We start from the raw sequence: 13815 nt of genomic DNA, 5'->3' as shown, positions 1-13815 counted from the left end.
GAATTGAAGTATGGGATGAGGAGAGACTCATTGCAGAATTAAATAAGTAAGAGGTGTTTCAACGTGAGAAAGCTCTCAGTTCTTGCGCTCTCTCTGGTTTTAATTCTTAGTGCCTGTGCACCGAATTTTGGAAAGCAAAATAGCACAGGCCAAACGGAGGAAAAGACGAAAGGGCAGGCTATTATACCGAAGTATAATATCTCTGATAATTACTATCGGACGATTTTGCCCTTTCAACCAGGAGAAGCGCGCGGGTTGGTCGTAAATAATATTAATACAAGATATGATTTAAATGAGTTCGAAATGGGGTTAATGCGTATTGCCCAAAACAGCTTTGATACGGATAAATATTATTTCCGAGAAGGTCAGGAGATCAAAGCTAAAACGGTTAAGCTATGGCTAAACAGGAAGTATACGGATGCTCAGCTAACCGAAAAAGGCCTTAAGGCACCCGATAATATCGGGCTAAATCCAGTTGATACGGGTCCTGCCGGTGAGCCAAGCAGTCCGTTATATTTGGCACACCTACTAGAGCATGATTACCTGACAAAGGATGATAATGGCAACGTAAAATTAGCAGGGGTCACGATTGGTCTGGCTCTTAACTCTATTTACTATTACCGTGTTCAGCAAGGTGAAGGGTTCATTGAAAAAGAGAAAAAAATTGACTTTGCCGAAATGGACCGTGAAGGTAAAAAGATTGCCGAAGAGGTCGTAAAACGAGTACGAGGCATTAAGAGTCTAGAAGAGGTGCCGATTACCATCGCCCTGTTCCAGCAGCAAAGCAAAACATCTGTTGTGCCGGGGAATTTCTTTTCCTATACAACGGTTGATAAAGGAAGCTCGAGCCTGAATGGATGGGAAAAGCTTGACGAGAAATATTATTTATTCCCGTCAACCGACGCCCAAGAAGCTCATAGGGATGATGTAACGGCTTTCTTAAACTTTAAGCAAGATGTTGAAGAATACTTCCCTAATTTTAATGGTGTCATCGGAAGAGCTTTTTATACAGGTGATCAGCTGCAAGATCTCAATATTACGATACCAATTCAATTTTACGGAAAAACAGAAGGTGTGGGCTTCGCTCAATACGTTACTGGTTTAGTAATCGAACACTTTCCAAAATATTTATCGGTATCTGTCAATGTAACATCTGTGGATGGTCCGGAAGCCCTGATCGTGAAAAAGGCCAATGAAACGGAACCGTTTGTCTATATTTACCAATAATGTAATCCGGGATCATCCCGGATTATTTTTTTTTATAAGCAACCTTTGTAAGCAGATAGAAAATAATAATGAGGGTAGCATAAATGTTGTGGGACTATGTTTAGTTCGTAGGAGGGGTTTATAGAATGGTACAACCATATAAACATGAACCATTTACAGATTTTACATTGGAGGAGAACCGCCAAGCGTACCTGATAGCACTTCAAACTGTTGAGGGCTATTTAGGCAAAGATTATGATCTAGTCATAGGCGGTGAAAAAATCTCAACTCAAGAGAAAATTGTATCCTATAATCCGGCCAAAAAAGAAGAAGTAATTGGTCGTGTTTCCAAGGCTAGCAAGGAACATGCGGAAAAAGCCATGCAGGCAGCCGTTGAAGCATTTAAAACGTGGAAAAAAACAAAAGCGGAAGTCCGCGCCGATGTACTTTTTAAAGCGGCAACCATTATACGTCGACGAAAGCACGAGTTTTCGGCCCTTTTAACAAAGGAAGCAGGCAAGCCTTGGAGAGAGGCAGATGCTGATACGGCAGAAGCGATCGACTTCCTTGAATATTACGGACGCCAAATGCTGTTACTTAAAGATGGAGTATCCGTTCAAAGTCGTCCAAATGAATTCAACCGTTATCACTATATTCCCCTTGGTGTTGGGATTATTATTTCACCATGGAATTTCCCTTTAGCGATTATGGCTGGAACAACTGTAGCGGCCATTGTTACCGGGAATACGGTCCTCTTAAAGCCAGCTTCCACTACCCCAATTATAGCGGCTAAGTTTGTAGAAGTTATGGAAGAAGCAGGTTTGCCGAAGGGTGTATTAAACTTTGTACCAGGCAGTGGGGCAGAGGTTGGAGACTACTTGGTTGACCATAAAGATACACGCTTTATCAGCTTTACGGGCTCCAGAGATGTTGGACTACGGATTTTTGATCGTTCTTCCAAAATTAGTGAAGGTCAAATTTGGTTGAAACGTCTAATTGCAGAAATGGGGGGGAAAGATACCATCGTGGTTGACGCAGAAGCAGATCTTGAATTGGCGGCACAAGCCATTGTGGCCTCCGCATTCGGATTCTCTGGTCAAAAGTGCTCTGCCTGCTCTCGTGTGGTAGTAGTGGAGTCGGTGTATGGCCAAGTATTGAATCGTGCCGTTGAATTGACGAATCAGTTAACTATTGGAGAACCTTCTGAACAAGGTACATTCATGGGGCCAGTCATTGACAGCCATGCATTCAAAAAAATCATGGAATACGTTGATATCGGCAAAGGCGAAGGTAGGCTGATGACTGGTGGAGAAGGGGACGATTCAAAAGGGTACTTCATCAAGCCAACCATTTTTGCCGACCTTGCCCCGAAGTCCCGTATTATGCAGGAAGAAATCTTCGGCCCCGTAGTAGGATTTACAAAGGCGAAAGATTTCGAGGAAGCGATTGATATCGCTAATAATACAGAGTATGGCCTAACTGGAGCAGTCATTACATCTAACCGTGCCCATATGGAGCAAGCGCGTGAAGACTTCCATGTTGGTAACCTTTACTTTAACCGTGGCTGTACCGGCGCAATTGTAGGGTACCAGCCATTCGGCGGATTCAACATGTCCGGTACTGATTCAAAAGCCGGTGGTCCAGACTACTTACTGCTTCATCTTCAGGCAAAAACAACATCTGAATTGTATTAATATAACAAAAACCTCTTCTCTCTTTTATTGGGAAGAGGTTTTTATTGAATCATTTACAGAAATTTAATGGAACATTTTTCTAAAAAAGTAGCCATTAATTAACGGGGTAATGTTACTATAAAGAAAGTAGAAAAAGGTGAAACTTTTATAAAGGAATTTCCGTTTTCTTTTTTGAAGAAGAAAGTTCATTTCACGGTTATGGGGGAATAGGTCTTTTGATGCCTTTATATTTGATGCACGTTACAGCAGTCGAGCATAGTGAAAGTGCCCTGTTAACATGCTTATTGGCAAATATCTTTGTAGTTACATCCGGAATTATCCTCATTTATAGGTTATTTAAACAAAAAAATATCCGTCTAATAGGTATTTTATTTGCCATTGCCATTGTCATTAATTATATTTTAATCCTGATCTTTGGAGATCCGTTTGATTTGCTAGGGTAAAATTAGGAGGGGAGATGGTGGTTTGAAATATTACCGATTATGGGTTATTGCTTTTTTACTAAAATTTATAGGGTCTGCTTGGGATGCTTCTTACCATTTTAAATATTTGTTTGAGGAGTATTCCATTCCGCATATAGTCAACACCATCGGCTTTGCCCTTGGGGGTGTGCTTCTCATCAAGGAATGGCGGGAATCTTATTATATGGATCGTTTTTCCCGCAATGTAATCACCATCGGCTATGTATTATTTTTTATCGGTATTCCACTTGATTTTACTTACCATATTGCTTACGGAATTGATTTAACTACCTGGAGCCCGACTCATTTCATTTATTATATCGCAACAGATATTATGATATTAGGAGTATGGCGTGGCTATTACCAGTTTACCTTTCATGAAACCATTAGCTGGAAATCGATGCATACATGGTTTGCGATGTTTTTGCTGGAATGTTTTTTATTTCCAAATATGCAGCAAGAGAATGGAGCGATTTCTTATAATCAATACATTCATGGTCAGTCCATTGCTTCAAAAGAAATACTACAGCTGATTTCAGATCCAAAGTCGCAGATTTTTGGCGGTATTCCTGAATGGGTTTATCCTATTTATTCCGCCCTAATGATCGGACTTTTGACGGTATGTGTTATTCGGATATTCCGCCATTATTCGATTCCGTTAATGGCAGCGGGATTGTATATCCTGATAAGATTTTTGTTTAAGTCCATTTTTCTTGCGGTCCATTATCCAACGTCGTATGTACCTATCACACTATTAATCATTCCGCTCGTCTTTTTTATTTTCAAGAAGACCCATTGGATGTTGGGACTGATTGGCAGTATGGTCTATTTTCTTGCATTATTTGCGATTCATAAGACAGGCGTGCTCATTACGCCGCCATTGATGTTATGGGAAGTCATACCGGTTGCTATTGTTGGTGCAGCTGTTCCGCTCATGGCCACTTTTGTTCAATATACTCCGTTACTAAGGAGGCAAAAACAGATCGTTTAGAGGGTATCCCAGGGATATCCTTTTTTTATGACAAAAATGTGAAATCCTTCACATATTCTTTTGTATTGTGACGAACCTCACAATTTTTTAATCTCCAGGAGATTACAATCTAGATATAGAGAAAAACGTAGATAACGTAAATTAACGAATAATGATATATAGGAGTGAGACCACATGAAAAAATTAGTGATGATTGGGAACGGAATGGCCGGAGTTAGAACCATTGAGGAAATCTTAAAACTGGCACCTGAACAGTTTGAGATTACGATTTTTGGACAAGAACCTCATCCAAACTATAACCGAATTAAGTTATCAAATATTCTTCAAGGGGATACAAGCTTCGAAGATATTATTATCAATCCATTAGATTGGTACAAAGAAAATAATATTGAATTATTTACAAGTGAATCGATTGTAAAAATAGATGTTGAGGCAAAAAAGGTCATCAGCGACAAAGGCCGTGAAGTTTCTTACGATGAATTAATTATCGCCACAGGATCTGAATCATTCATTCTGCCTATCCCAGGCGCAGACAAACAAGGTGTCACCGGTTTTCGTGATGTGAAAGATTGTGAAATGATGATCAAAGCTGCTGAGCAATATAAAAAGGCAGTCGTGATCGGCGGTGGATTACTTGGACTTGAAGCAGCACGAGGATTATTGAACCTAGGAATGAAGGTCGATGTCGTCCATCTAATGCCGCACTTAATGGAGCGTCAATTGGATCCAAATGCAGCTAATATGCTAAAAACTGAGCTGGAAGCGCAAGGCATGAATTTCTTAATGGAAAAACAAACGGTTGAGATTCTGGGTGATGAACGAGTAACGGGGCTTCGTTTTAAAGATGGATCAGTAGCAGAAGCTGATCTGATTGTCATGGCGATCGGAATTAAATCTAACACAGAAATCGCAAAAAATAGTGAAATATATGTGAATCGCGGGATTGTCGTGAACGACTTTATGGAAACCAGCGCTCCGCATATCTATGCTGTGGGTGAATGTGCCGAGCACCGGGAAATTGTCTATGGTTTAGTGGCTCCGTTATATGAGCAAGGGAAAGTGCTTGCGAAGCGAATTTGCGGAATGGTTGGAGAACCATACCAAGGCTCCATCACCGGAACACAGCTTAAAGTAGCAGGTGTTGACTTATTCTCTGCAGGAGAAATTGAAGAAGATCCAACCACAAAAGGCATCATGGTGTACAACGAATATGACGGCGTTTATAAAAAGATCTTAACAAGAGACAACTTGATTGTCGGACTGGTGATGTACGGGGATACGAAAGACAGCACGAGATTATTTAGAATGCTGACGAAAAAAGAAGATATCAGCGGAATGACCAGTGTATCCATTCTGCAATCAGAATCTGGCGAAGGAGGAAGTGAGGATGTTGCTTCCATGCCAAATGACGAACTTATTTGCGGCTGTAATGGTGTCACCAAAGGTGCTATCGTGGATGCTATTCAAACTCAAGGGTTAACCACACTCGATCAAGTCAGCCATTGCACAAATGCCGGCCGTTCTTGTGGACGTTGTAAACCAATGGTCAGCAACATTCTTGCCCACACCTTAGGAGATCAATTTGATGCAGCTGCAGCTCAGAAAACAAGTATTTGCGGATGTACCACTTTAAGTCGCGAGGAATTAGTGGCGGAGATCAAAGAAAAGGGCTTAACCAGTGTTAAAGAAGTTATGAATGTATTAGAGTGGACGAACGAGGAAGGCTGTACGAAATGCCGTCCAGCTATCAATTACTACCTTGGCATGATTCACATGGATGAATATAAGGATGACCGCGATTCCCGCCTTGTAAATGAAAAAATGCATGCCAACATTCAAAAGGACGGAACCTATTCCGTTGTACCTAGAATGTACGGCGGGGTTACGACAGCTGCTGATTTGAAAAAAATTGGTGAAGTTGCGGAAAAATACAATGTTCCATTAGTTAAACTGACCGGTGGACAGAGGATTGGCTTGTTCGGCATCAACAAAGAAGACCTTCCAGCAGTTTGGGAAGAGCTAGATATGCCATCCGGCTATGCATATGGTAAAACATTGCGTACGGTAAAAACCTGTGTCGGTGCCCAGTTCTGCCGCTATGGAACACAAGATTCTATGGCTTTAGGAATTGATTTGGAGAAAAAATTTGAACGACTAGATACACCACATAAAGTAAAAATGGGTGTCTCTGCCTGCCCGCGCAACTGTTCTGAAGCAGGCATCAAAGATATAGGCTTTGTCGGTATTGATGGCGGCTGGGAAATTTATGTAGCTGGTAACGGCGGCGTTGACCTTCGTGCCGGAGATCTGTTATACACTGTGAAAACAAAAGAAGAAGTCATGGAAATGACCGGCGCTTATCTGCAATATTACCGTGAAACTGCCAATTACTTAGAGAGAACCTCTAAATGGTTAGAACGAGTAGGGCTGGACCATGTGAAGGAAGTTCTTGCTAATCCGGAAACCCGCCAAGCCTTAAATGAACGCATGGATCAAACTTTAAAAAAATATAATGAACCATGGGCAGAAGCGATTGAAAACGAAGACATAAAAGATAAATATTATGCGAAACACTTAATAAAGGTTGGGGAGTGATGTATAATGCTTAAAACAATAACTCGAATTCCAGTAGCCCACTATTCCAATTTAAAATCTAGATCAGGTTATACGGTTAAAATTGATAATCAAGAGATTGCATTATTTAAAGTTTCAAACGGAAACGTCTATGCTATTGATAATCACAGTCCACATCCGAAAGGCGGAGTCCTTTCGGAAGGGCTGGTAAGCGGTGAGTACGTGTTCTGCCCAGTCTATGACTGGAAAATTTCATTAGTAGACGGCATGGTCCAAGCCCCGGATACAGGGCATGTAAAGACCTTTGAAGTACAGGTGGAAGAGGATATTATATTTATTGTCATTTAGTCTGGCAAACAGGGGAAGGAAGACTGCGCAATGAAAAAGGGGAAAGTATTTTTAGTTGGAGCTGGTCCAGGAGACATTGGATTAATTACAGTTAAAGGAATGGAAGCAATCAAACAGGCTGAAGTCATCCTGTACGATCGGCTTGCCAATCCTAAGCTGTTGGAGTTTGCGCCTGCTGGTTGTGAGTTGATTTACTCCGGAAAATTACCGGATCGTCATATTATGCGCCAAGAAAATATTAACCAACTACTAGTCGAAAAAGCCTTAGAAGGAAAAAATGTGGTCCGTCTTAAGGGTGGCGACCCAGGTGTTTTTGGCCGCGTTGGGGAAGAAGCAGAAGCACTTGCTGAACATAATCTTCCTTTTGAAATTGTTCCTGGAATTACATCCGGACTAGCTGCCCCTCTTTATGCAGGAATTCCTGTCACACACCGCGCCCATGCTGAATCATTTGCGGTTGTCACAGCCCATGATAAATCAGCAGACGGAAAGCCTCTCCTTGATTGGGAAGGTCTTGTCCGTGGTGTCGACACCATTGCTTTTTACATGGGAGTAAAAAATTTACCGTTTATTTGTGAAAACTTAATCAAGCATGGTAAGCCGGCTTCAACACCAGTTATTATGATCCAATGGGGTACATTTGGCCGCCAAAAAACCTTGCAGGGGACATTGTCAGACATTACCGAAAAAGCGATGGTTGAAAAGTTCAGCAATCCTTCGATTATCCTTGTAGGACAAGTCATCTCTCTAAGGGAAAAGATCAGCTGGGTTGAAAAGAAGCCATTGCATGGCAGACAAATTTTACTGGCACGTACCAGCGACAGTCCAAGTGAACTGGCTAAGGAATTGATGAATCAAGGCGCAGATGTCATCGAATTTCCGAAATGGATTCGTACCTCTGAATCTGTTAATCAAGAAATTTTAGCTGATCTTTCAAGCTATCAAAATATCCTGTTTACTTCACCTGAAAGTGTTACTGAATTTTTCCAAACTTTGATGGAAAATCAAATCGACATCCGAAAGATCAACGCTGATGTTTTCGGTATGTCCATTAAAACGATGAATGCCTTACAAAGTCGTGGTTTTATTCCTCAATTAATCGATGAGCTATCTGAAACAGGTAAAATGTTAGTCGTCGGAGAACGCTGCCACTTGAAAAATAACTATGCAACTGCTGACGTATGGCAGACCAGCAACAAGGAGCTAGACCTGCAATACATGCCGATCTTTAAAAGAATGTTCGAGGAAGCAGATGTCAATACAGTTGTATTCCCATGCAAAGCCTCCGTTCAACCATTTGTGGCAGCATTGGAACAATGTGAGATCCATGTTGATGAGCTTTTAAATAAGGCAGAAGTGGTTAGTATGGGGAAACAAACGTTGACCGCCGTTGAAAAAAGTGGATTCATCTCAGATGGGATGCCGAAAAAAGCTACCAAGGAATCCTTGATCGAATATTTGTCCAACAAAGGTGAGTAACAATGAATGCTATTATATATGTAGCACATGGAAGCCGTAGGGCGAAATCGAATGATCTGTTTGTTACGTTTATCCAAAAGGTCATGGCGACGTCTCAGGCTTCCATCAAGGAATACGGGTTTTTGGAGCATGAAGAGCCATCTGTCAACCAAGCTGTGAATCGCTGCATTCAGCAGGGAGCCGATCAGATTACCGTGGTTCCCGTGTTTCTGGCACCTGGGATTCATGTGAATCAGGATATCCCTGACATTCTAAGAAGTATTTCAGGGGTTGAATTTCATCTTGCACGACCGCTAGGTGTAGACGAAATCATGGTGGAGATTCTGGCTGACCGGCTAAAAGAAACTCAGTTCGATAAAGAGGCAGCTGTCCTACTAGTTGGGCATGGCAGCAGAAATGCTCAGGCAGCGATTGAAACAGAGTGCCTGGCTCAACGGTTGAAGGCGAAAATCAGTCATCCCGTTCAAATTGGGTACATGACAACTTCACAGTTTTATCATGAAAAAGCAAGAGAATTAATGGATCAAACTATCTATATTTTGCCCTATTTCTTGTTTACAGGTGGCTATACGGTCAAAATGAAACGGGAGTTAGAAAAATTGGGTGGAGACTTCAAATTCTGCAGACCTGTAGGATTTGATGAAAAGCTGATTCCCCTTATTCAAAAACGGGCCAGTGAGGTGGAACATGTCCTATTATCCGATTATGTTACAGCTTGATGGAAAAAAGGTAATTGTGGTTGGCGGAGGGAAAGTGGCGGAACGAAAGGTGAACGGCCTGATTGGTTCAGGCGCCTGCATTGAAGTCATTAGCCCTGAAACAACTCCGGGACTAAAAAGACTTGCTGATGATGGAAAAATCCTTTGGCATCAACGCTCTTTTCTGAAAACAGATTGTGAGGGCGCTTTTTTAATCTTTGCAGCAACCGATCATCCTCAGATAAACCAAGACGTCAAGGGTTCAGTTGGGCCCAATCAGCTTGTCATGCTGGCAGACGACCATGAACACTCTGATTTTCATGTACCATCCCGAATGCAGCGCGGCCGATTGACCATTGCTGTTTCAACAGAAGGTGCCAGCCCTATTCTTGCTAGTCAAATTCGAAATCAGTTGGAGGAACAATTTGACGAAGATTATGAGGAATATCTGGAGTTCCTTTTTGTTAAACGCCAATGGATCTTGAAAGAAGTAAAAGACGGGGCTATGAAAAGAAAATTTCTCCAAGAAATCACCTCTCCGAAATTTTTAAATAGTGACGATCGTGAAGAAGATTTTAAAAAATTGTTAACGTAAAGGCGGAGCCCTCTTAGTGATTGGGGTCCGCTTTTTTTATCATCGTCATAAACACGATATTTCCGAAAGTAAACTCGGTCTCTTTACGAAAACCAAGTTTAAAATAAAGGCGGGCCGCCCGCTCGTTGAAGGCTGCTACAGTTAAGCGGAATGGAGCCTGATTTTTAAAAAATTCCAGAACAAAAGAAAGAAAGGGGTATCCCAAACCCTTCCCGGTTAAATCGGGTCGCATGCCCAGCCCGACATCGATGAACCCAGGTGTATAGGCTCCATAATGAACGCCAAATGGCACCTGTGCGGACTCTCCTGTGCAAAAAAATCCTATTAATTCTTCATGATGATCAACAACCGCATAATATGAGGAATTCAAAAACTCCTTGATTCCGTCCTCGCTCAGTTCACTATTATAAAAATCATAGGGCTCCTCATAGCTCCAGTTCAATATAGCTTCAGCGTAGGTTCGATTCATGTCCACAACTTTCAGGTCCATAAAAGCCCTCCTAGTAAAAATTACCCAATTAAATACATATATACTTCCTGCCTTATTTTCCAAGCTTTTTCATAAATAGGACAGGGCAAAATTACCCATTTTTAAAAAAATTCAGAAAAGTGGTTTCTTTTTTGAAAATGGTGTTATATAATACAAAACGAGGTAAGTTACTGTATTATAACAAAGAGGTGGTCGAGTTCATGTCAACGCAAACAAGGGGTATTGAGGTGATAGGGGCTTTAAAAGCCCAGTATGATGAGATTCTAACACCTGAAGCCTTAAATTTTATTGGAGAGATGGAACGAAAATTTGGTCCCAGAAGAGTAGAACTGTTACAGTACAGACAGGTTCGCCAAGAAGAAATCAATAACGGTGAATTACCAGACTTTCTGCCGAACACAAAGGATATCCGCAATGGTGACTGGACCATTGCCCCACTGCCGCAGGACTTGCTAGATCGCCGGGTTGAAATCACCGGACCAACAGACCGAAAAATGGTCATCAACGCCTTGAATTCAGGTGCAAAACTATTTATGGCTGATTTTGAGGATGCCACTTCACCCACTTGGGAAAACATCGTTGAAGGGCAAATAAACCTCAGAGATGCCGTAAGACGCACAATCTCCTTTGAAAATCCGAATGGAAAAAAATATGTTCTTAATGAAAAGACAGCCGTGCTGATTCCAAGACCACGCGGACTTCACCTTGAAGAAAAGCATGTCTTATTGGATGGCAAGCCTATTTCCGGAAGCTTTTTCGATTTTGGACTTTACTTTTTCCATAATGCAACAGAATTGCTTGCTAGCGGAACTGGCCCGTATTTCTATCTTCCAAAGCTTGAAAGTCATTTAGAAGCTCGCCTTTGGAACGATATATTTGTATTCGCGCAGGATGCGCTGGGGATCCCGCAAGGCACCATTAAAGCAACGGTTTTAATTGAAACGATTTTAGCCGCATTTGAAATGAATGAAATCCTGTACGAATTGAAAGAGCACTCAGCCGGACTAAACTGCGGCAGATGGGATTATATCTTCAGCTACTTAAAGAAATTCCGCAACCTAGAAAATGTTATCCTCCCAGACCGATCGCAAGTAACCATGACAGTCCCATTCATGCGGTCATACTCATTACTTACCATTCAAACCTGTCACCGCCGCAAAGCACCTGCAATGGGCGGAATGGCAGCACAGATTCCGATAAAAAATAATCCAGAAGCGAATGAAGAGGCTTTTGGAAAGGTACGCGCCGATAAAGAACGTGAAGCCCGCGACGGTCACGACGGCACTTGGGTAGCCCATCCTGGTCTCGTACCGGTGGCCATGGAAGTATTCAACCGTGAAATGCCGACGCCGAATCAAATTCATACATCGAAACAGCAAAAGGTAACCATTACCGCAAAAGACCTGTTGGAAGTACCAGGTGGAACGATTACAGAGCAAGGTGTCCGAACAAATATTAATGTTGGTATTCAATACGTAGCTTCATGGTTATCAGGAAGAGGAGCTGCCCCAATATACAATCTCATGGAGGACGCCGCAACAGCTGAAATATCGCGGGCCCAGCTATGGCAATGGATTCGCCATCCTAAGGGAGTGTTAGCTGACGGTCGAAAGGTAACAGCAGAAATGTACCACCAATTAAAAGAAGAAGAATTAGAGAAAATCAAGCGGGAAATAGGGGAACCAGCCTTTGAAGGCGGTCGATTTGATGAAGCAGTGTCCTTATACGATAAGTTAATTCTGAATGATGATTACGTTGATTTCTTAACATTACCGGGTTATGAGCTTTTATAAAAACTAAATCAATAGATTAATAGGAGGAATGAAATATGACGAATGAAAGAGTTACTCAATTACAAGAAAGCTGGGAAATGGATTCACGTTGGAAAGGAATTACAAGACCATATACCGCAGAGGATGTTATTAAACTTCGCGGTTCAATTGATATTGAACATACATTAGCTCGCAAAGGCTCCGAAAAGCTTTGGAAACTATTAAATGAAGAAGATTATATCAATGCTCTAGGTGCTTTAACTGGAAACCAGGCTGTTCAACAAGTAAAAGCCGGTTTAAAAGCAATCTACCTAAGCGGCTGGCAGGTTGCGGCTGACGCCAACCTTTCAGGAAACATGTATCCGGACCAAAGCTTATATCCGGCAAACAGCGTTCCGGCTGTTGTCAAAAGAATTAACCAAGCATTACAGCGTGCTGACCAAATCACCCATTCAGAAGGCGATGATTCAGTTGACTGGTTTGCTCCAATCGTAGCCGATGCGGAGGCAGGCTTTGGCGGCCAGTTAAACTGCTTCGAATTGATGAAGGGCATGATCGAAGCAGGGGCATCTGGCGTTCACTTCGAAGACCAGCTTTCTTCTGAGAAAAAATGCGGTCATTTAGGTGGAAAGGTTCTCCTTCCGACCCAAACTGCCGTTCGTAACCTAATCGCAGCTCGTTTAGCCGCTGACGTTATGGGCGTTCCTACTGTACTTGTTGCCCGCACAGACGCTAACGCCGCTGATTTAATCACGAGCGATATCGACGAGAACGATGCTCCATTCATTTCCGGTGAGCGCACAACGGAAGGCTTTTTCCGTACAAGAGCAGGAATTGATCAGGCCATTGCCCGCGGATTGGCTTACGCTCCATATGCTGATCTAATCTGGTGTGAAACATCAGAACCAAATATCGAGGAAGCTCGTCGCTTTGCAGAAGCAATTCATGAAAAATTCCCTGGCAAACTATTAGCCTACAATTGTTCTCCATCGTTTAACTGGAAGAAGAAGCTTGACGAGGAAACAATCGCGAAATTCCAAGAGGAGCTTGGCAAAATGGGCTATAAGTTCCAGTTCGTTACCCTTGCCGGCTTCCACGCTCTAAATCACAGCATGTTCGAACTAGCTCGCGGCTACAAAGAGCGCGGCATGGCAGCTTACTCCGAACTGCAGCAAGCAGAATTCGGCAGCGAGCAGTACGGCTACACCGCAACACGCCACCAGCGCGAAGTTGGTACAGGATACTTCGACCAAGTGTCCATGGTCATCACAGGCGGAACCTCTTCCACAACAGCCTTGAAAGGTTCTACAGAGGAAGAACAATTTACAAAGTCATCAAAATAGTAATTTATTAAATGAACCCTTCTCATGTGAGAGGGGTTTTTTGCTGGATTGGCACCTGGGAATGACGGGTATTGGTATTTGGGTCGGTAATAGGATTCGGCTTGACAAATGATCTGGGGGGATTTTATACGGTCGTTAAAAGGGCTGGGCAACTTGGCGACGAT

12 protein-coding genes are annotated in these 13815 nt (G+C 42.4%); 11 read left to right on the top strand and 1 reads right to left on the bottom strand.

Going from position 1 to position 13815, the window contains the following annotated elements; translation table 11 throughout:
• Positions 1-63 precede the first annotated feature (63 nt).
• From V7083_RS08175 to V7083_RS08135, 9 genes are all read left to right on the top strand, one after another.
• Entirely contained in the window at positions 64-1227 is a 1164-nt protein-coding gene (locus V7083_RS08175; RefSeq protein ID WP_335476928.1) for a CamS family sex pheromone protein, read from the top strand.
• 125 nt (positions 1228-1352) lie between these two features.
• Complete coding sequence (pruA, locus tag V7083_RS08170; protein ID WP_335476926.1) at positions 1353-2900, top strand: L-glutamate gamma-semialdehyde dehydrogenase; 1548 nt, start codon at positions 1353-1355, stop codon at positions 2898-2900.
• Between the two features lie 215 nt (positions 2901-3115).
• The gene (locus V7083_RS08165) at positions 3116-3343 is read left to right on the top strand and encodes a hypothetical protein (RefSeq protein ID WP_335476924.1); all 228 of its coding nucleotides are present in this window, start codon (positions 3116-3118) and stop codon (positions 3341-3343) included.
• 22 nt (positions 3344-3365) lie between these two features.
• Positions 3366-4352 (top strand): hypothetical protein, encoded by a 987-nt coding sequence (locus tag V7083_RS08160; protein WP_335476922.1) that lies wholly within the window; start codon positions 3366-3368, stop codon positions 4350-4352.
• A 174-nt stretch (positions 4353-4526) separates the two neighbouring features.
• Positions 4527-6947 (top strand): nitrite reductase large subunit NirB, encoded by a 2421-nt coding sequence (nirB, locus tag V7083_RS08155; protein WP_335476920.1) that lies wholly within the window; start codon positions 4527-4529, stop codon positions 6945-6947.
• 6 nt (positions 6948-6953) lie between these two features.
• Positions 6954-7274, top strand: coding sequence for a nitrite reductase small subunit NirD (gene nirD / locus V7083_RS08150; RefSeq protein WP_435555543.1), 321 nt, complete (start codon positions 6954-6956; stop codon positions 7272-7274).
• Between the two features lie 30 nt (positions 7275-7304).
• Positions 7305-8753: a uroporphyrinogen-III C-methyltransferase gene (cobA, locus tag V7083_RS08145; protein ID WP_335476918.1), complete on the top strand. Its 1449-nt coding sequence runs from the start codon at positions 7305-7307 to the stop codon at positions 8751-8753.
• A 2-nt stretch (positions 8754-8755) separates the two neighbouring features.
• Positions 8756-9472 carry a sirohydrochlorin chelatase gene (locus V7083_RS08140; RefSeq protein ID WP_335476916.1) on the top strand — a complete coding sequence of 239 codons (717 nt, stop codon included), beginning with the start codon at positions 8756-8758 and terminating at the stop codon, positions 9470-9472.
• Entirely contained in the window at positions 9441-10046 is a 606-nt protein-coding gene (locus V7083_RS08135) for a precorrin-2 dehydrogenase/sirohydrochlorin ferrochelatase family protein (RefSeq protein ID WP_335476914.1), read from the top strand. Before V7083_RS08140 ends, V7083_RS08135 begins: the two co-directional genes overlap by 32 nt.
• Before the next feature lie 13 nt (positions 10047-10059).
• Here the strand turns inward: V7083_RS08135 and V7083_RS08130 are convergent, their stop codons facing one another.
• Positions 10060-10536, bottom strand: a complete 477-nt coding sequence (locus tag V7083_RS08130) for a GNAT family N-acetyltransferase (protein ID WP_335476912.1) — start codon at positions 10534-10536, stop codon at positions 10060-10062.
• A 200-nt stretch (positions 10537-10736) separates the two neighbouring features.
• On the opposite strand from V7083_RS08130, the gene aceB reads away from it, so the two are divergent.
• Entirely contained in the window at positions 10737-12329 is a 1593-nt protein-coding gene (gene aceB, locus V7083_RS08125; protein ID WP_335476910.1) for a malate synthase A, read from the top strand.
• A gap of 35 nt (positions 12330-12364) precedes the next feature.
• Entirely contained in the window at positions 12365-13651 is a 1287-nt protein-coding gene (aceA, locus tag V7083_RS08120; RefSeq protein ID WP_335476907.1) for an isocitrate lyase, read from the top strand.
• The last annotated feature ends 164 nt before the right edge of the window (positions 13652-13815 follow it).

The organism is Bacillus sp. JJ1764 (assembly GCF_036962145.1).
Taxonomy (GTDB): Bacteria; Bacillota; Bacilli; order Bacillales; family Cytobacillaceae; genus Neobacillus.
The sequence above is the reverse complement of the archived record's forward strand: the minus strand, read 5'-3'. Positions and strand labels throughout refer to the sequence as shown.